The sequence below is a fragment of the Pandoraea norimbergensis genome, from assembly GCF_001465545.3.
Classification (GTDB): domain Bacteria; phylum Pseudomonadota; class Gammaproteobacteria; order Burkholderiales; family Burkholderiaceae; genus Pandoraea; species Pandoraea norimbergensis.
This window is the reverse complement of sequence record NZ_CP013480.3, coordinates 5377595-5395945: the sequence shown is the minus strand read 5'-3', so window position 1 is coordinate 5395945 and position 18351 is coordinate 5377595. Positions and strand designations below refer to the sequence as shown.

General features: G+C 63.0%; 14 protein-coding genes, 1 tRNA gene and 1 pseudogene. 7 read left to right on the top strand and 9 right to left on the bottom strand.

Features of this window, described 5'->3' with window-relative positions:
- Positions 1 to 65: 65 nt before the first annotated feature.
- Positions 66 to 749, top strand: a complete 684-nt coding sequence (locus AT302_RS23620; RefSeq protein WP_058376090.1) for a TetR/AcrR family transcriptional regulator — start codon at positions 66 to 68, stop codon at positions 747 to 749.
- A gap of 69 nt (positions 750 to 818) precedes the next feature.
- Here AT302_RS23620 and AT302_RS23615 read toward each other — a convergent pair whose 3' ends face one another.
- Positions 819 to 2441: a methyl-accepting chemotaxis protein gene (locus tag AT302_RS23615; RefSeq protein ID WP_064674998.1), complete on the bottom strand. Its 1623-nt coding sequence runs from the start codon at positions 2439 to 2441 to the stop codon at positions 819 to 821.
- A 204-nt stretch (positions 2442 to 2645) separates the two neighbouring features.
- Positions 2646 to 3236 (bottom strand): helix-turn-helix domain-containing protein, encoded by a 591-nt coding sequence (locus tag AT302_RS23610; RefSeq protein ID WP_058376089.1) that lies wholly within the window; start codon positions 3234 to 3236, stop codon positions 2646 to 2648.
- A gap of 128 nt (positions 3237 to 3364) precedes the next feature.
- Here AT302_RS23610 and kbl point away from each other — a divergent pair, with 128 nt between their 5' ends.
- Together kbl and AT302_RS23600 are read left to right on the top strand one after the other, a co-directional pair.
- On the top strand, positions 3365 to 4582 hold the full coding sequence (gene kbl / locus AT302_RS23605; protein WP_058376088.1) for a glycine C-acetyltransferase: 1218 nt from the start codon (positions 3365 to 3367) through the stop codon (positions 4580 to 4582).
- A gap of 2 nt (positions 4583 to 4584) precedes the next feature.
- Positions 4585 to 5559 (top strand): NAD-dependent epimerase/dehydratase family protein, encoded by a 975-nt coding sequence (locus tag AT302_RS23600; RefSeq protein WP_170935826.1) that lies wholly within the window; start codon positions 4585 to 4587, stop codon positions 5557 to 5559.
- A 97-nt stretch (positions 5560 to 5656) separates the two neighbouring features.
- On the opposite strand, the gene AT302_RS27750 is transcribed toward AT302_RS23600, so the two are convergent.
- A complete protein-coding gene (locus AT302_RS27750; RefSeq protein ID WP_157125863.1) occupies positions 5657 to 5800 on the bottom strand; it encodes a hypothetical protein in 144 nt (47 codons plus the stop codon).
- Between the two features lie 466 nt (positions 5801 to 6266).
- On the opposite strand from AT302_RS27750, the gene AT302_RS23595 reads away from it, so the two are divergent.
- Positions 6267 to 7160, top strand: coding sequence for an outer membrane protein (locus tag AT302_RS23595; RefSeq protein ID WP_058376086.1), 894 nt, complete (start codon positions 6267 to 6269; stop codon positions 7158 to 7160).
- Positions 7161 to 7184: 24 nt separating this feature from the next.
- On the opposite strand, the gene AT302_RS23590 is transcribed toward AT302_RS23595, so the two are convergent.
- A complete protein-coding gene (locus AT302_RS23590) occupies positions 7185 to 8501 on the bottom strand; it encodes an ABC transporter ATP-binding protein (protein ID WP_058376085.1) in 1317 nt (438 codons plus the stop codon).
- Between the two features lie 10 nt (positions 8502 to 8511).
- Positions 8512 to 10251 (bottom strand): ABC transporter permease, encoded by a 1740-nt coding sequence (locus AT302_RS23585; RefSeq protein WP_058376084.1) that lies wholly within the window; start codon positions 10249 to 10251, stop codon positions 8512 to 8514.
- Between the two features lie 496 nt (positions 10252 to 10747).
- Here AT302_RS23585 and AT302_RS23580 point away from each other — a divergent pair, with 496 nt between their 5' ends.
- On the top strand, positions 10748 to 12325 hold the full coding sequence (locus tag AT302_RS23580; RefSeq protein ID WP_058376083.1) for a tetratricopeptide repeat protein: 1578 nt from the start codon (positions 10748 to 10750) through the stop codon (positions 12323 to 12325).
- 76 nt (positions 12326 to 12401) lie between these two features.
- Here AT302_RS23580 and AT302_RS23575 read toward each other — a convergent pair whose 3' ends face one another.
- Both AT302_RS23575 and AT302_RS23570 read right to left on the bottom strand, forming a co-directional pair.
- Positions 12402 to 13475: an AI-2E family transporter gene (locus AT302_RS23575; RefSeq protein WP_058376082.1), complete on the bottom strand. Its 1074-nt coding sequence runs from the start codon at positions 13473 to 13475 to the stop codon at positions 12402 to 12404.
- A 169-nt stretch (positions 13476 to 13644) separates the two neighbouring features.
- A pseudogene (locus AT302_RS23570) lies at positions 13645 to 14520 on the bottom strand (LysR family transcriptional regulator); the annotation flags it as partial.
- 192 nt (positions 14521 to 14712) lie between these two features.
- Here AT302_RS23570 and AT302_RS23565 point away from each other — a divergent pair.
- Both AT302_RS23565 and AT302_RS23560 read left to right on the top strand, forming a co-directional pair.
- Positions 14713 to 15492: a TerC family protein gene (locus tag AT302_RS23565; RefSeq protein WP_058376081.1), complete on the top strand. Its 780-nt coding sequence runs from the start codon at positions 14713 to 14715 to the stop codon at positions 15490 to 15492.
- A gap of 251 nt (positions 15493 to 15743) precedes the next feature.
- A complete protein-coding gene (locus AT302_RS23560; RefSeq protein WP_058376080.1) occupies positions 15744 to 16124 on the top strand; it encodes a TFIIB-type zinc ribbon-containing protein in 381 nt (126 codons plus the stop codon).
- Positions 16125 to 16403: 279 nt separating this feature from the next.
- Here the strand turns inward: AT302_RS23560 and AT302_RS23555 are convergent.
- Positions 16404 to 16480, bottom strand: a tRNA-Met gene (locus AT302_RS23555).
- 166 nt (positions 16481 to 16646) lie between these two features.
- Entirely contained in the window at positions 16647 to 18305 is a 1659-nt protein-coding gene (locus AT302_RS23550) for an MFS transporter (RefSeq protein ID WP_058376079.1), read from the bottom strand.
- Between the last annotated feature and the right edge of the window lie 46 nt (positions 18306 to 18351).

The window sequence follows — 18351 nt, the reverse complement described above, 5'->3', positions numbered from 1 at the left end:
GCCAGCGCACTGCCGAGGCGCCGCATGCCTTCCGTCACAAATCATAGAATCAGGAGCGCCAGAGAATGGCCAAAACGATAGCCCGGGACCCCACGCAAGCCATTAGCGCGGAAGGCTCCCCCGCAACGGGCCGCAGCACGGTCAAAGGCGGCCGGCATGTGACGCCGGCACCGTTGGCGCAGCAGTATCTGCTCAATGCCGCCGTGGAGTTGTTCCATACGGAGGGCGTGCGGGCCGTGGGGGTGGACGCCGTCGTCAAGCGCGCGGGCGTCAACAAGATGTGCCTGTATCGCCAGTTCGCGTCGAAGGACGAGTTGATTCTGGCGTATCTGGATGAAATGCAGACGTGCAGTCTTCAGCGCATCGACGAGAGCATTGCCCGTCGACCGGGCGAGCCGGGCAAGCAGTTGCTCCAGATCTTCGTGGATTTGGCGGAGCGTGCGAGCCATCCCGGCTATCGCGGGTGCCCGTTCGTGAACGTGGCCGCCGAGTTTCCGGACCCGGAACACCCGGCCCGCAAGTCGGTGGTGAACTACAAGGCGGAAGTGGTGCGCCGCTTCACCGAGCTGGCGACGGCGGCCGGTTTGCAGGAACCGGCCCCGTTGGTCGATGCGCTGTCGCTGGTGCTCGAAGGCGCCTACGCCGCGAGCCAGACATTCGGCCCGGGGTCGGCCCCGTTGCGGGTGTTGCCGACGGTGGCAGGGCAGATCATCGACGCGGCGCTATTGGAAGTGCCTGCACCCGCCTGATGCGACTGGCGGGGAAAGGGCGACGGCGAACGGCACTAGCCGTCGCCGTTCGCGTTATCTGGCGGCCTATCAGGCCGCCAAACGTTTCATGGCCACCGACGCCGTTTGCGTCCTCAACGGACCGGACGCCATTTCGAGATGCTGCCCGGTGGCCATCCGGAAGGCGGCCACGGCGGCATCGAGTTGATGGGCCTGATCTTCCATCGAAGCCGCTGCGGCGGCGGCTTGCTCCACCAGCGCGGCGTTCTGCTGCGTCACTTCATCCATCTGCGTGACCGCCCGGCTGACTTGTTCGATGCCGTGACTCTGCTCGCTCGAGGCGGCTGAAATCTCACCCATGATGTCGGTCACGCGGCGCACGGCCTGCACCACGTCGTGCATCGTCTGTCCGGCTTGCGCGACGAGGATCGAGCCGTCTTGCACACGCCCGTTCGACGCTTCGATCAGTTCCTTGATTTCCTTCGCGGCGGCGGCGCTGCGCTGGGCGAGCGTGCGCACTTCGCCTGCCACGACGGCAAAGCCCCGGCCCTGTTCACCGGCACGGGCGGCTTCCACGGCGGCGTTCAGCGCCAGAATATTCGTCTGGAACGCAATGCCGTCGATCACGCTGATGATGTCGACGACCTTATTCGAACTCGACGAAATGCCTTCCATCGTCGCCACCACCTGATCGACCACCTGCCCGCCGCGTACCGCGATGGACGAGGCACTCTCGGCGAGCTGGCTGGCCTGACGCGCGTTGTCGGCGTTCTGACGAACGGTCGAGGTCAGTTGCTCCATCGACGATGCCGTCTCTTCCAGTGCCGCCGCCTGCTGTTCGGTACGCGCCGACAGATCCGTATTGCCTTCGGCGATTTCGCGTGCCGCCGTCGTAATGGCACCGGTGCCGCTGCGAATCCGTCCGATCATCTGTTGCAGATTGCCCTGCATGCGCTGCATCGCGTAAAGCAGGCTCGCGCGATCGCCCTGACGCAACTTCACTTGCGTGAGCAGATCGCCATCGGCGATGCGCGAGGCAATGTCGGCCGCGTATTCCGGCTCACCGCCCAGACTGTCGCGCACGTTGCGGATGATGAGCAGCATGACGGCGGAAACCGCCAGACCGATGACGGCAAGGATGGCGCCCCAGCGCAGCAGCGCGCCGACAAAGGCGGCGTTGATGTCGTCGACATAGACGCCGGTCGTCAGATACCAGTCCCACGGGGTATAGGCCCCCACACGGCTGATTTTCTCGACGGGTTTGTCCGAGCCCGGCTTGGGCCAGAGATAGGTCACGAAGGGATTGTCGGTGCGCGCGGCGGCGACGATGTCCGAGAACATGAGCTTGCCCGACGGGTCGCGGAACTGGCTCATATCCTTGCCCTCGAGCTTCGGATTGACCGAGTTCAGCACGATCACCCGTTGCGAGTTCAAGATACCGAAATAGTTGTCGCCGTCGTAACGGATCGCACCGATCTGCTCGCGGGCGAGTTTCTGTGCGTCGGGGACGGTCATTTCGCCGCGTTCGGCGCGCTCGGCGTAGTGCTTCACGAGACTGAGGCCGGAATCGACCACGTGAGTGAGCCCCGCGCGCCGCTCGCTGAGCATCGTGTTGCGCTGGGCCCACGCGCCCCACACTGCCATGACCAGCAGACTGATCCACATCAACCCGACGGCCGACCACAACTTCGCATTCAAACTCAATCGCTGCATTACTTCGTCATCCCCACTCGTTCCGCGGTGCTAGCTGGTTGCTTGCGCTGGCGGCGGCTGCCCTTGACGTCTCACAAGGGGGGAGACGTCCGGGCGGTCCGGTTGTGTATTGGTTATCAGTGCCCCTGATGAAGGCACCGACCGAACGTGTGGTAACGGCAGTCTGGCGGCGGACTTGAGCGAAGCGGCTTAGGGGGAAAGGGCTTAACCGTGAATCACCACGAGCAGTCCGCGTGCCACGGACTTGCCCGCATTGCGGATCGCATGGGCGCGGTCGGCGGGGTAGCGGGCCGTCTCGCCGGGCTTGGCGCGGCGCACGAACGTTTCGACTTCGATGTCCACCTGCCCGTCGAACACCGTGAAGTGCTCGCGGGTGCCCGGGTCATGCGGGTCGGAGACGAGCGCGGAACCCGGCTGGAGCGTGAGTTCATACCACTCGTATTTGCCGGCCAGCTCCATCGGGCCAAGGATCTTCAACTGATAGGCGTGCTCTGCGCCGGCCAGCGTGGGAATTTCGTGCTTGCCGATCACCCGTACCGGCTCCGGGTCGCCAGCAGGCGCGCCGAGCAACTGATCGAGCCGCACGCCCAGTGCGTTGGACAGCCGCCAGGCCACGGCGATGGTTGGATTGGCCTTGTCGCGCTCGATCTGCGAGAGCATCGACTTCGAGACGCCCGAGGCGCGCGAGAGCGTTTCCAGCGTCATGCCGCGTTCTTTGCGCAGCTGTTGAATCATGTCGCCGACCGGCGGCGGCGCCGTCGGCACGGTCGCGGGCGTTGCGGGGGTGCTTGCCATATTCTTTCCGGGATATTAGAATTTTTCAATATATTGAAACTAGTTCAATATAAAGTATAGTTTCCGCTAAGGTGAATGCCTGCATGGTAGCAGAGCGCACCGGCCGAACGACCGAGGAGATGTACACGATGACCGCACAAACCCCGGAAGCCCGCGAGGGCTTCTACCAGCAACTGACCGAACGACTCGAAGACACGCGCCGCCAAGGCCTTTTCAAGCAGGAACGCGTGCTCATGTCGCGGCAGGGGCCGGAGGTCATGTGCGACGACGGGGTGACCCGCATCAATCTGTGTGCCAACAACTATCTCGGCCTCTCGGGTAGCGAATCGCTGGTCAAGGCCGGCCAGAAGGCGCTCGAAGACTTCGGCTTCGGCCTGTCGTCGGTGCGTTTCATCTGCGGCACGCAAGGCCCGCACAAGGAACTTGAGGCGCGCATCGCCGCCTATCTCGGCACGGAAGACGCCATTCTTTATGCCGCCGCGTTCGACGCCAATGGCGGTGTGTTCGAGCCGCTGTTCGACGAGCAGGACGCCATCATCTCCGACGCGCTGAACCACGCCTCGATCATCGACGGCGTACGGCTTTGCAAGGCGCAACGTCTGCGCTTCGCCCACAACGACATGGAAGACCTGGAGCGCCAGTTGCAAGCGGCCGCCGGGGCGCGTCACCGCATTATCGTCACCGACGGTGTGTTCTCCATGGACGGCACGATTGCGCAACTCGACCGCATCGTCGCGCTGGCCGAACAGTACGGCGCGCTGATCATGATCGACGAGTGTCATGCGACCGGCTTCATGGGCGCGACCGGCCGCGGCACGCATGAACACCACGGTGTGATCGGCAAGATCGACATCATCACGGGCACGCTGGGCAAGGCGCTGGGCGGCGCGATGGGCGGCTTCACGGCCGGGCGCCGCGAAGTCATCGAGACGCTGCGTCAGCGCTCGCGTCCGTATCTCTTCTCGAACAGTCTGGCGCCGGCCATCGTCGGTACGTCGCTGGCCGTGTTCGACGAACTGGAACACTCGTCGGCCCGCCGTGAGCAGTTGCATGAGAACACGGCGTTCTTCCGCCACGAAGTGGCTGCGCTGGGTTTCACGATCAAGCCGGGCACGCACCCGATCGTGCCGGTGATGCTGTTCGACGCCACGCTGGCGCAAAGCTTCGCGCAACGCCTGTACGAACTGGGCGTGATCGCCACGGGCTTCTTCTATCCGGTGGTGCCGCAGGGGCAGGCGCGCGTGCGCGTGCAACTCTCGGCGGCCCACACGCGTGAACAACTCACGCGCGCGCTGGCTGCCTTTGCGCAGGCCGGCAACGAACTCGGCATTCTCAAGCAAGGTTGAACATGGAACGAATCCTCATCATCGGCGCCAACGGGCAGATCGGCAGCGAACTCGTCGAAGCCCTGGCCGCGCAGTACGGCAAAGAGAATGTCGTGGCGACAGATATCGCACCGGGGCCGTCGCGCCATCCGGTGCACTACGAGACCCTCGACGTGCTTGATGCGGCGCGTCTGGCCGCGCTCGTGGAGCGTTTCGGCATCACGCAGATCTTCCATCTGGCGGCGCTGCTGTCGGCCACGGGCGAAACCCGTCCGTTGCAGGCGTGGACGCTCAACATGAACGGGCTGCTCAACGTGCTGGAACTGGCCCGCGAGCATCAGTCGCGCAAGGGTTTGCGCGTGTTCTGGCCGTCGTCGATTGCCGCGTTCGGCCCGCACACGCCGGCCGTTGAAACGCCGCAGCTCGCGATCATGGACCCGACCACCATGTACGGCATCAGCAAGCAGGCGGGCGAGCGGCTGTGCGAGTACTACCACGCGAAGTTCGGCGTGGACGTGCGCAGCCTGCGTTATCCGGGCGTCATCAGCTACAAGACGCCCCCGGGCGGCGGCACGACCGACTACGCGATCGATATCTTCCAGTCGGCACGCCGTGGCGAGACGTACACGTGCTTCCTGAAGGAAGACGCCACGCTGCCCATGATCTACATGCCCGACGCCGTGCGCGCCACGCTTGAGCTGATGAACGCCGACCCGTCGCGTCTGCGTGTGCGCTCGTCCTATAACGTGGCGGGAGTGAGCTTCGATCCGGCGACGCTGGCCGCGGCGATCGAGCGTCGTGTGCCGGGCTTCACGGTGAAGTACGCGCCGGATTTCCGGCAAGCGATTGCCGAGACGTGGCCGCATACGCTCGACGACACGCATGCCCGCTACGACTGGGGCTGGCAGCCGGCATTCGGTCTGGATGCGATGGTCGACGATATGCTCGCGAACGTTCCCCTCGACTGGCATGCGCCGGCCTTGGGAAACGCCGCCTGAAGGGCGCGAGAGGGAAGAAGCGGCCGCGTCGTGCTTGACGGGGCCGTGCTTCGGGGCCGTGCTTCAAGGCTGTACTTCGAAGCCTAGGGGCGGGGCCTTACTTCGGGTGATGCACCGCGTAGTAGACCAGCGCGGCGATGACCGCAAAGGTGACGGCCATGCCGCGACGGCGCCAGCGATAGCCAGTGGTGAAGGTGATGGCGCGTCCCCGGCCTTCTTCTTTCGAATGGTAGTAGCTCATAGTGCGTATCTCGGGTCTTCTGACACACGGTCTTTGCCGCGGATGGGATCTGCGCGAAGGCTTGTCGCAGCGCCCCCCGGCGCGTGACAGGCAGATCCTTGACTGATTATGCGACTGCACAAAAACGACCGCTAATCAGTATCTACACTGATAGGTGTGGCCTTTTTGACACGGTCGGTCACCGTCTCATGCGTTTCGACTCCATCCTCGGGATCGACCCGCTTCACCCGCTCTCCACGTTTTCTCCGGTCTCACGCTCGCCCATCAAGGCCGCTACGGTCCGGATCGGGGACGCCGCGCACAAGTCTCTCGAATCGCGAGATTTCTGAATCTCGAAGACCACAAAAAATCCACGGTTGCCCGCTTGCGCAGCACGTCACGCGCTGAAACAATGCCTGAAAACGGTGGCCGCGCTGACGGCCATTGCCGAGTCGTCGTTGAGTTCACGCCTGGGGAGGGCCGTGCCATGACGCCGAAGACGCGCCGCACCATCGATTGCGGCCAACGCGGAGCCGCCGCTGCATGTCATGCGGCCACCGCCATTGCACTGGTTGCCGCGACTTTGATGGCGAGCAACGTCCATGCGCAGGAAGCGATGCTGCGCGCCAACAATCAGGTCTGGGTCGACGGCGGGGTGCAGCAACTGCACTACTGGGAAAACATCGGCGCGGGCAAAAACGATTCCGAGCGAGGCACCACTGCCGCGTTCGGACTTGGCGCGTCCACACAGCACCAGCTGTTCGGGATTTCCAATCTGTACTTCAGCGGCCAGGTGCGCGTTGCCCATGGCAACACGGATTACGGCGGCTATTTGCAGGACCCGACGGGCCGCGTGGTGCTGCCGAACTACCAGATGAGTACGCGCTCGACCTCGACCGACGTCACGCTCAAGGCGGGCAAGGCGCTGCCATTCATGCTCGGCACATGGCACGCGCAACTCGTCCCGTACGTGAGCTACAGCTATCGCGATTGGATTCGAGACAGCAGCCGCGACCCGTATGGTTTCTATGAGCGGTATCGCCACCATGTGGTGGGCGGCGGTCTGATGGGCCAGCTCGAAGTCACCTCGAAGCTGGTGGCAACGGCCGATGTGCGCGCCGGTGCCATCCTCGGCGCTTCAATGACGCTGGCCGGCTCGCAGAACACGTTCACGCTGGGCAGTAAGCCAGTGGTCGTGGCGGGTTTTGGTCTGGACTACGCGGTGACGCGCAACTTCCACGTGAACACCACCTACGAGTGGTCGCGCTTCCAGTACGGACGCTCCGACGTGACGCAGGTGTCGCCGGGCGTCAACGCCTACGAACCGGATTCGAAAACGATCAACCAGACGTGGATGATCGGCGTGGGGTACGCGTTCTGAAGCCGCACCCCCTTACCCCTACGCTCAGGTCGCGCCTTCCACATCCTCGAGACTGAACGTCTCGGTGTGGTCGTTGTACGAGAAGATCTCGGCGTAACGGCCCCAGTTGATGGCGGTATCGAGCGTTTCCTGGGCGAGATCGTCCGACATCGAATCTTCCAGTTCCTGTTCGAAACGCACGCGCGGCGCCCGTTGTCCACGACGCTCCTGCAACACGGCGCGAATCTTCGCGGCGAGCGGCACGTGACGCAGCAGATGTTCGGCGAACAGCACCTTGCGCTCCTGCGTGCTCACGTCCACAAAGCGCTTGCCGGCCGTCGTCAGCAACAGGTCGCCTTCCTTGAGTTCGGCAAAGCCCAGTTGGTCGAGAATTTCCGCCACCGGAAACAGATCGTCGACTTCGAGCAGCAGCGTCTGCGCGATATCCGGCAAGTCGGCGCGGCCGTTGTAGGGCGGCCCGGCCAGCGCTTCGAGCAGACCGGCCATCAGGTTGGTCGAGACTTCATGCAGCGGGCTCGACAGCTCCAGCGGAATCTTCTGCGTGGTGTGCGCATTACGGCGCGAGGTCATCAGTGCGTAGATGTCGTCGACCATCTTGCGGAAGGCCGGGTCGAGACGATTACGGCGGTGCGGGAACGGCACCTTGATCTCGGCCACCACGCGCCCCGGGTTCGACGACAGCACCAGAATGCGGTCGCACATGAACACGGCTTCTTCAATGTTGTGCGTGACGATCAGGATCGACTTGATCGGCAACTGACGCTGGCTCCACAGGTCGAGCAGGTCGGTACGCAGCGTCTCGGCGGTCAGGACGTCGAGCGCGGAGAACGGCTCGTCCATGAGCAGCAGCGTGGGGTTGACCACCAGCGCACGGGCGAAGCCCACGCGTTGGCGCATGCCGCCCGAGAGTTCGCGCGGGTAGGCGTTCTCGAAGCCGTCCAGACCGATCAGGTCGATCGCGGCAAGCGCACGCTTGCGGCGCTCTTTCGGCTCGACGCCAAGCGCTTCGAGACCGGCTTCCACGTTTTGCAGCACGGTCAGCCACGGGAACAGCGCGAAGGTCTGGAACACCATCGCCACGCCTTCGGGCGGGCCTTCGAGCGGCTCGCCGAGGTAGCGGATGTCGCCCGAACTGGGCTGGATCAGGCCGGCAATGATGCGCAGCAGCGTCGACTTGCCCGAGCCCGAGCGGCCGAGCATGCCGACGATTTCGCCTTCATGCAGTTGCAGGTTCACGCCATCGAGCACCTGACGCTCGTCGCTGCCCTTGCGGAAACCGCGGCTGACATTGGCGAGCGAGAAGATCTCTTTTCCGACGGTCGGTTGGGTATCGTTCGGCATCACGGTCCCTTCAATTCAGGCGAAGCTTGTTTTCGGCAATGGCGTACATCGGACGCCACAGCAAGCGGTTGAACAGTACGACGAACAGCGCCATCACGGCGATGCCCAGCAGAATGCGCGGATAGTCGCCGGCCGCCGTGGTTTGCGCGATATAGGCGCCCAGACCGTGCGCGGCGAGCTTGTCGTCGCCCCACTGCACGTATTCCGAGACGATCGACGCGTTCCATGCGCCGCCCGAGGCGGTAATCGCGCCCGTCACGTAGTACGGGAAGATGCCCGGCAGCATGATCTGACGCCACCATTGCCAGCCGCGAATGCGGAAGTTGGTGGCGGCTTCCTTGAAGTCGTTCGGGAACGTGGTCGCGCCGGCAATCACGTTGAACAGGATGTACCACTGCGTGCCGAGCACGATCAACGGCGAGAGCCAGATGTCGGGGTTGGCGTGGAAATGCACGATCGCCACCACGAAGATCGGGAACAGCAGGTTCGCCGGGAAAGCCGCGAGGAACTGTGCGAGCGGCTGAATCCGTTCGGCGAGCTTGGGGCGCAGGCCGATCAGCACGCCCAGCGGCACCCACACGACCGACGCCACGGCGATGAGCACCATCACGCGCACCAGCGTAATCAGGCCCAGACCGAACACCCGCAGAATTTCGGAAAAACCGACTTCAGCCAAGACGAAGGCGACGATCTTCCACGCGGCGAACACGCTGAGCACGACCAGCAATGCCGCCCAGATCCAGTCGATCACGCGAGACAGCGGCGAGTTCGACTCGGAATGGATGGCCGCCGGCAGCGAGATCGGCATGCGCGCGCGGGCGATCGTGCGCAGCAGCTTGCCGAAAGGACGCAGCAGGTACTGAATCGCACGGGTGCGTTGAATCATGTTCAGCACCCACGACTCGGGGGCGGCCTGCGAGACGGTGTCTTCCAGACGGAATTTGTCCGACCACGCGACCATCGGGCGGAACAGGAACTGGTCGTAAATCAGGATCACGACCGTCATGGCGAGAATCACCCAGCCTACGGCGTGCAGATCGCGCTGGAGGATGGCGGTGGCCAGATAGGCACCGATGCCCGGCAGCGTGACCGTCTTGTCGCCTACGGTGATGGCTTCGGATGCGACCACGAAGAACCAGCCGCCCGACATGCTCATCATCATGTTCCAGATGAGGCCGGGCATCGAGTAGGGCACGTCGAGCTTCCAGAAGCGCTGCCACGGCGAGAGCCGCAGGTTCACCGAGACTTCGGCGAGGTCGCGTGGCTGGGTTCGCATCGACTGGTAGAACGAGAACGTCATGTTCCACGCCTGACTCGTGAAGATCGCGAAGATGGCGGCGCACTCGGCGCCCAGCACGCGCCCGGGGAAGAGCGCGAGGAAAAACGTCACCGTGAACGAGATGTAGCCCAGCACCGGCACCGACTGGAGGATGTCGAGCATCGGCACGAGCAGTTTCTCGGCGCGGCGGCTCTTGGCGGCGAGCGTGCCGTAGATCAGCGTGAAGATCAGCGAGGCGACCATCGCGGCGAGCATGCGCAGGGTGGTGCGTAGCGCGTACTCGGGCAGATTGGACGGGTCAAGCGAGATGACTTCGGTTTGCAGATCGGCCAGCGGTGCCCAAGTCTGGCGAATGCCTGAAGAACTGACCATCAGAAAACCGATGATGATCGGGAAGGCAATGAAATCCCAGCGATTGGGCAGCAGGCGTCGCGCGGTGGCGGGAATGAACGGTCGGGCTACGCGCGGCATCAGGACCTCGTGATTTTGAGGGGTCGGACGAACAACGGACTCGGCGTCGACATGCGCTGTGGCAGGGATCGCAGCGGGGTGGTTGCCCGCAAAATTGCCAGCGATCGCGCACATACACATGGACGGCAGCGGATGCTACCAGATTGACCCGCAAAATGATGTTAAAGCGACCGCATCGGGCTGGCAAACTGCGATCACCATTTGCCGACTGTGGTTTTTATGCTGCACTGCCGCAGCCGTGGTTTCGAAGGATAAGACGAGTGGGCGAGGCAGTTTAGGGATCGCCGGTGCAGGCCGCAAAAATTGTCACATTTTCGTCGCTCCCAGAGGTGAACTTTGCGTCACTTGGAAGGCCGAATCCCCGCGGCTTGCTTCGTGCCGTGCGGTGGTGTAGTGTGCACCGCTTGTTCGGGCCGCCGGTACTCGATGTACGCCATGTACAAAGGACCGCCAGGCCGACCCGCCCCCAATTTCAAGAACAGTAAGGAAGCGCCGCATGACGACGCCAATGGATGCGCGTTGCGAGCGCGCACGACAACTGAGTGCCGCTGGCCGGCTGGGCGAAGCGATTGCCGAACTGCGCCAGTTGCTCAAGCAGGCACCGGAATTTCTGCCCGGCCTTGAGGGGCTCGCCTACGTCTCGCTGCGCATGAACGCGTTCGACGCGGCGGCCGATGCGTTCGACCGGATGCTGGCGCTGGTGCCACAGGCCGGGGCGCAAGTCAGTTTCGATGCGGCGATGGCCAGTTTGCAGGCGGGCCGCCCCATGCGGGCCGACGCGCTGTTCGAGTCGGCCGTGCAGCAGTCTCCCGATGCCATCGGTGCGATGCACACGATCGGCATGACCTGGGCGCAGGCGGGCGATAACGCCCGCGCGCTGACCTGGTTCGAGCGCACCGCCGCCAAGGCTCCTGCACTGTGGCAGGCCCACTTCAACCGTGGCCGTGCACTGGGTGCCTTGGGCCGGTACGACGAAGAAATCGATGCCTACCGGCTCGCGAACGCCATTGCGCCCCAGCAGCCCGATCCGCTGGTCAATCTCGGCGTGGCGCTGCGCGAGCGGCACGCGTTTCAGGACGCCTTGCAGTGCTTCACCCAAGCCGTGAAGTTGTCGCCGGAACACGCGGGTGCCCGTACCAATCGTGCGCAGACGAATCTGTTGCTCGGCGACTTCGAGCACGGCTGGCGCGACTATGAATGGCGTTGGCTCGATGGCGGGCAAACGCGCCGCTTCCCCGATCGGCTTTGGGACGGCAAAGCGCCGCTGGCGGGCAAGAAGGTCTTTGTCTATAGCGAGCAGGGTTTCGGCGACACGCTTCAATTCGTGCGCTTTGTGCCGCGGCTGGTGGAACTGGGCGCGCAGGTGATGCTCTGCGTGCAGGCGCCGCTCGTGACGCTGCTGGGTGGTTTCGCCCGTGGCGTGACGGTGCTGGGCGAGCATATGCCGGTGCCGTCGTTCGACTGGCAGATGCCGTTGCTCAGCCTGCCGCATTTGCTCGGCGTCGGCGGTGACGTGAGCAGCGGGCATATGCCTTATGTGCGCTCAAGTGCGGCACGCGAAATGATCTGGCGCTCGATGCTGGGAGCCAAGCCGGCGGGCGAAGTGCGCGTGGGCTTTGCGTGGCGCCCGCGTCCGTTCCCGCCGAATCGCGATGTCGGCCTCGATCACTGGAAGCCGGTGTTCGCCACCGGCGCGAAGTTCTTTTCCTTGCAGGTGGATGCGACCGACGAGGAGCGCGCGCAACTGGCGGCGCACGCCAACGTGCGCGACATCGGCGCGAAGCTCAGCGATTTTGCCGAGACGGCGGCGGTCATCGCACAGATGGACGTGGTGATTACGGCGGATACCGCCGTGGCGCATGTGGCTGGGGCGTTGGGCAAACCGGTGTGGGTGTTGCTCAACCACACGCCCGATTGGCGCTGGCAACTGACGCGGCGCGACAGCGCATGGTATTCGTCGGTTGCGCTCTATCGCCAGCCGCAGCGCGGCGACTGGGATGCGGTGATGGCGCAGGTGAGTGCGGATCTGGATGCCATTGCGACGAACGCGAAGGGCGAGTCGGTCGCGGGCTGAGCTGAGTGATGGCCACATTCGGCCATCGATTCACTCAACCGGCCACTCGGGCAGGCCGCCTTGACGGCCGCCCGGGTCAGCCGATATCGCTTTGATCGACCTCTTCGTCGCGCATGCGGGTGTAGATATTCCAGCACGCGATGAAGAGGGCGGCGATGAGCGGGCCGATCACGAACCCGGTCAGCCCGATGAGCGACATGCCGCCGAGCGTGGAGATCAGTACCACCCAGTCGGGCAGCTTGGTGTCTTTGCCCACGAGAATCGGGCGCAGCACGTTGTCGACCAGACTGACGATGGTGCCGCAGAAGGCGAAGAGGATGACCCCGCGCCAGATGTCGCCCGAGAGAAACAGCCACACGCCCACGGGCACCCACACGAAGGCTGCGCCCACAGCCGGCAGCAGTGACAGAAACGCCATCACCACGGCGGCCAGCACGTATCCCTGAATCCCCAGCACCGCGAAGATGAAGCCGCCGAGCGCACCCTGTGCCACGGCGACGGCGATGTTGCCCTTCACCGTAGCGCGCACGACCGTCGTGAACTGCTTGAGCAACTGCGTCTTGTGACGCTCGTCGAGCGGAATGGCGCGGCGGATGATCACGCCCAGTACGATGCCGTCACGCAGCAGGAAGAACAGCAGATAGAGCATGACGCCGAAGCTCACGAGCAATTGCGCCGTGTTCTGGCCGATGCTCAGCAGGTAGACGGCCACGAAGCGGCCGATCTGCGCGGCACCGTCGCCGAGTTTCAACTGCATGGCCGTGACGTCCTGTATTCCGGCCAGATCCATGATCCGGTGCACGCTCACTGGCAGGCGGTCGAGCAGCCCCTGAAACGCGATGGTGAGTTGCGGCAGGTCGGTGCGAAAGCGCACGATGGCCGTGCCGATTTCCTGCGTGAGCATGCCGACGATCAGCGTGAGCGGCAGGATCACGATGATCAGAATCAGTGACAGGGTGACGAGGGCTGCCAGATTCTTGCGGCCCCGCATGCGAAGCTCGATGCGGCGCTGTATTGGCTGGAACAGCACGGCCAGAATCGTTCCCCAGAAGACGGCGCCGAACAGCGGAAACAGAATCCACACGAAGGCGATCGTCACGGCGAACAGCAGGAGATGGAAGAACTTGCGCTGCTCGCTACGGCTTGACATGAGATTTCCTCGAAGAGGCTGCGGGTGTCAACGGCTCGGCGGCGGTGTCACGCGTCGAACGCATTGCGCTCGCCGTAGCTGAAGTAACCGCTGTCGTCGGCGTCGGCGTCGATGCGGTGGTCGGCTTACGTGTCGTTATATCAGACTCGGATGGCGTCGCCGCGAGCGCGGCCGCTTCTTGCATGATCTGGTGGACGAGCGGATGACCTTCGCCGCGCCGTGAGCGAATCGCGTGAATTTCTTCGTGCACGCCTTGCGGGCGTCCGAGCCAACGCAGGCCGCGCAGTACCGACACGTCACCGGCACCGGCTTCGCTCAGCGGAAACACGCCCATGCCGCGCGTGGCGAAGACCGCCATCAACGCGCTGTCTTCGAATTCGCCGACGATATTCGGACGAATGGCTTGGGCTTCGAACCATTGATCGAGACGTGCTCGCAGGGCCGAGTGCCCGGTCGGCATCAGCACGGGGAGTTCGGTGAGGCACTGCGGAAAGTGTTCGCGCGAGGCGTTACGCACGAGCGACGCCGGGCCGTACCAGTCGACGGGTGACTCGATAAGGCGCTCGCTGGCGAGCCGCAGCGTGGGGTTGTAGGGGGCGGGCTGGTTGGCGAGTACGAGATCGAGCTTGTGCAGGGCGAGTTCGGCGAGCAGTTGTTCGTGCTCGCCTTCGTGGCAGACGAGCCGCAGCGAGGGGGTGGCGAGCACGGGCGCCAGCAGGGCGTGGGCGGCGAGTTTCGAAATACCGTCCGAGAGGCCGACCGCCAGACGTGCGACACGGCCACTGGCGGCTTCGCGGACTTCGTCGGGAATCGACTGCCCGAGCCGGAAGATTTCTTCCGCGCGCCGGAACGCGGCTTGGCCGGGGTCTGTCATGGCCACGCCGCGTCCGAGTGGCTTGAGCAACTGGTGGCCCAGCGATTTTTCCAGTTCGCGAACTTGTGCGCTGATCGTCTGCACGGCCATGTCGAGGCGCTCGGCGGCCCTTGCGAAGCCCCCCTCCTTGACGACGACCCAGAAATAGTAAAGATGACGGTAGTTCAACATAAAGCGGTAACTTCGAAAAAACCGAACTAAGGTGAAGTATATAACTGGTTTTTACGAAGCATGAGTTCGACGATGATGCTGACCTGAACCCGCGTTATGCGTTGTTGGCGGGACAACAAACGGGATCGAGGCGGCTGGCGAGGGTGGTTGGCGGCGCGATTTCGATAACTCTACGGAAACTCTGGCGCACTTATGGACTATCTGCTTGCTTTGGCGGCTGACCCGGCGGTATGGGCGGCGCTCGTTACGCTGGTGGTGATGGAGGTCGTGCTTGGCATCGACAACCTGATCTTCATTTCGATCTTGACCAACAAATTGCCGTTGTCGATGCGCGCGAGGACGCAGCGCATGGGTATTGCGTTGGCGTTGGTGATGCGTCTGGCGTTGCTGGGCACGGTGGCCTGGATTGCCAAGCTGACCACGCCGCTGTTCGAGTTGTTCGATCACGGGTATTCGTGGCGCGACCTGATCCTGATTTCGGGCGGTCTCTTCCTGGTGTGGAAGGCGACCAAGGAGATGCACCATCACGTGGCGTCGGGCACTGGCGACGAGCCGCACGCTGAAACGGGCTCGGCGGCTGGCGCGGTGGTGACGATCACGGCGAAGGCGGCGGTGATCCAGATTCTGGTGCTGGACCTGGTGTTCTCGATCGACAGTATCGTGACGGCGGTGGGCATGACGGAGCACATCCCGATCATGTTCATTGCGGTGATTGCTGCGGTGACGGCGATGCTGTTCATGGCTGGGCCGCTCTCGCGATTCATCGCAGCGAACCCGACCGTGATCATGCTGGCACTGGGCTTCCTGCTGGTGATCGGTATGACGCTGATTGCCGAAGGCATGGGATCGCACATACCGAAGGGGTACATCTACGCAGCCATGGCATTCTCAGCGTTCGTTGAAGGTTTGAACATGCTGACGCGTCGTGCCAAAGCGCGGCGCGACGTGGAGAAGGCGCGCGTGGTGGAGTGATCTGCAACGCGTGACCCATGACACGCAGCAGGGCTGGCGTTCATATCGAAGTCCGATTGACGTCAGATCGCTGCGGTATCAGGCGAAGTGAACAAGGCGGTGCCGGTGAAAATCGGCACCGCCTTTTCGTTTGGGTGAAGCGATTGCCGAGTTCGGTTTTTCCGAAGTGGGATGAATGGAAATGCAGGTTTTTCCGGAAGGTGCTGACCGATACATTGAGGACGTTGTCTTTTACGTGACGGAGCGAAACGATGAAATGTCCTGTGTGCAGTACCCCGGATCTGTTGATGACGGAGCGTCAGGGAGTGGAGATCGATTACTGCCCGATCTGCCGGGGCGTGTGGCTGGACCGTGGCGAGCTGGACAAGCTGATCGAGCGCACGGACGGGAGCGCGACAATGCCGGCGCATCTGACCCGCAATGGCGATCGCGGCGACAGAGGTGAGCGTCGGGATAGCGACGAGCGCGGCCAGCACATCGAGCGGGAGTATCGGAAGGAGAGCCAAGGACACGGCTTCGGCCACAGCGGCGAACAGCGCCGCGACGCCCACTACGGCCACGACGACCGCCGCCGCCACTACGATCAACCCAGAAAGAAGAAGTCGCTGTTTGAGATGTTCGACTTTGATTGATACGAGGGAACGGGCGGTCTGATGTGAGGGGCTGCGAAGTGAGGTCCGGGCAACGCTAAGCCCGTATCTTTGGCAGCCTACCCAGCAACCCTTAGCATCCAACCGTTGCCCTTGAGGCAAAAGCAGTCCAAAGTGTTTTCCCTCTCGATGGGACGCAAAAGCCTGGCGAAAGCCGGGCTTTTGCATTTGTGCTGTCGGACTTTGCGCTCTGCTTGCGCGCGCATTTTGTCGACGCAAATGAAAAAGCCCGCAACTCGTGAGAGTGCGGGCTTTCCAATTTGGTGGCGAATCAGGGACTCGAACCCCGGACCTGCGGATTATGATTCCGTCGCTCTAACCAACTGAGCTAATTCGCCGTAGAAAAAGATTATATGAAGGCCACCTTGGGCTGTCAACAGGTTTTTGCGAGAAGATGAAAATAACCGTCAGCCCTCTCAGCCACTCGTCCCACAAAAAGACAACGCCGGTACCCGAAGGCACCGGCGTTGACGATCCATTCAACCTGTCTGGCAGGTCACACCTTTAGTCGTTGGCGTAGATGTCGACGTCCTTCGTCTCCTTGATGAAGAGCATGCCGATGACGAACGTGATCAACGCGATGACGATCGGGTACCACAGGCCGGAGTAAATATTGCCCTTGGCCGCCACGATGGCGAACGCGGTGGCCGGCAGGAAGCCGCCAAACCAGCCGTTACCAATGTGATACGGCAGCGACATCGACGTGTAGCGAATGCGCGTCGGGAACATCTCGACCAGCATCGCCGCAATCGGGCCGTACACCATCGTCACGAAGATCACCAGAATCGCCAGCAGGATCACGACCATCGGCTTGTTCATCTGCGCCGGGTCAGCCTTCGGCGGATAACCATCCGCCTTGAGCGTGGCCGACATGTCGGTCTCGAACGCCTTGGTCTTGTCCTTCGCGTCCGCTGCCTTGCCGTCCACCGACTGGATCACCTTGTCGCCAATCTTCACCGTCGTCATCGTGCCCGCCGGTGCCGCCTGGTTCTCATAGTTCAAACCTGCGCGCGACAGATAGCTCTTCGCGATATCGCACGAACTGGTGAACTTCGACGTACCCACCGGGTTGAACTGGAACGAGCACTCGTTCGGGTCGGCGATCACCGTGATCGGCGAACGGGCCGTTGCCGCTTCCAGCGCCGGGTTGGCGTAGTGCGTCAGTGCCTTGAAGATCGGGAAGTACAGCAGTGCCGCGAGCAGGCAGCCGGCCATGATGATCGGCTTGCGGCCAATCTTGTCCGACAGCGCGCCGAAGAACACGAAGAACGGGCTGCCGATCAACAGACCCAACGCCACCATGATGTTGGCGGTGTTGCCGTCGACCTTGAGCACCTGTGTCATGAAGAACAGCGAGTAGAACTGGCCCGTGTACCACACGACTGCCTGACCCGCGGTCAAGCCGACCAGCGCCAGAATCACGATCTTCAGGTTCTTCCACTCACCGAACGATTCCTTGAGCGGTGCCTTCGAGCCCTTGCCCTCAGCCTTCATGCGCTGGAACGCCGGCGATTCGCTCAGTTGCAGACGAATCCACAACGAGATCAGCAGCAGCACGATCGACAGCACGAACGGAATGCGCCAGCCCCATTCACCGAACGCTTCTTCGCCCATCACCATGCGCGTGCCGAGAATCACCAGCAGCGAGAGGAACAGACCGAGCGTGGCCGTCGTCTGAATCCACGACGTATAGAAGCCACGACGACCATGCGGTGCGTGCTCGGCCACATACGTGGCGGCACCACCGTACTCGCCGCCGAGGGCCAGACCCTGCAACAGACGCATCGCGATGAAGATCACCGGTGCGGCAATGCCCCACGACGTGTAGCCCGGCAGCAAGCCGACGACCAACGTGGACAGACCCATCAACGTGATGGTCACGAGGAACGTATATTTGCGGCCAACCATGTCGCCGATGCGGCCGAACACGATGGCGCCAAACGGACGCACCGCGAAGCCTGCTGCAAACGACAGCAGCGTAAAGATGAATGCCGCAGTCGGGTTGATGCCCGAGAAAAAGTGCCGGCTGATGAAGGCGGCCAGCGAACCGGCCAGATAAAAGTCGTACCACTCGAACACCGTGCCCAGCGACGACGCGAAGATGACCTTTCGTTCTTCTTTGGTCATCGGCGCATGCGTAGTGGCTGTCGTTGCAGTAGCCATGCGGTTGTCTCCTGTAATGTAAGCACGCCCCTGGGTCGTGCCCGGG

Excerpts from the sequence above, each read along its gene's own strand:
- AT302_RS23620 (WP_058376090.1), top strand. The coding sequence starts at position 66 with ATGGCCAAAACGATAGCCCGGGACCCCACGCAAGCCATTAGCGCGGAA.
- AT302_RS23600 (WP_170935826.1), top strand. The coding sequence starts at position 4,585 with ATGGAACGAATCCTCATCATCGGCGCCAACGGGCAGATCGGCAGCGAA.
- AT302_RS23595 (WP_058376086.1), top strand. The coding sequence starts at position 6,267 with ATGACGCCGAAGACGCGCCGCACCATCGATTGCGGCCAACGCGGAGCC.
- AT302_RS23580 (WP_058376083.1), top strand. The coding sequence starts at position 10,748 with ATGACGACGCCAATGGATGCGCGTTGCGAGCGCGCACGACAACTGAGT.
- kbl (WP_058376088.1), top strand. The coding sequence starts at position 3,365 with ATGACCGCACAAACCCCGGAAGCCCGCGAGGGCTTCTACCAGCAACTG.
- AT302_RS23615 (WP_064674998.1), bottom strand. The coding sequence starts at position 2,441 with ATGCAGCGATTGAGTTTGAATGCGAAGTTGTGGTCGGCCGTCGGGTTG.
- AT302_RS23565 (WP_058376081.1), top strand. The coding sequence starts at position 14,713 with ATGGACTATCTGCTTGCTTTGGCGGCTGACCCGGCGGTATGGGCGGCG.
- AT302_RS23610 (WP_058376089.1), bottom strand. The coding sequence starts at position 3,236 with ATGGCAAGCACCCCCGCAACGCCCGCGACCGTGCCGACGGCGCCGCCG.
- AT302_RS23550 (WP_058376079.1), bottom strand. The coding sequence starts at position 18,305 with ATGGCTACTGCAACGACAGCCACTACGCATGCGCCGATGACCAAAGAA.
- AT302_RS23575 (WP_058376082.1), bottom strand. The coding sequence starts at position 13,475 with ATGTCAAGCCGTAGCGAGCAGCGCAAGTTCTTCCATCTCCTGCTGTTC.
- AT302_RS23560 (WP_058376080.1), top strand. The coding sequence starts at position 15,744 with ATGAAATGTCCTGTGTGCAGTACCCCGGATCTGTTGATGACGGAGCGT.
- AT302_RS23585 (WP_058376084.1), bottom strand. The coding sequence starts at position 10,251 with ATGCCGCGCGTAGCCCGACCGTTCATTCCCGCCACCGCGCGACGCCTG.
- AT302_RS27750 (WP_157125863.1), bottom strand. The coding sequence starts at position 5,800 with ATGAGCTACTACCATTCGAAAGAAGAAGGCCGGGGACGCGCCATCACC.
- AT302_RS23590 (WP_058376085.1), bottom strand. The coding sequence starts at position 8,501 with ATGCCGAACGATACCCAACCGACCGTCGGAAAAGAGATCTTCTCGCTC.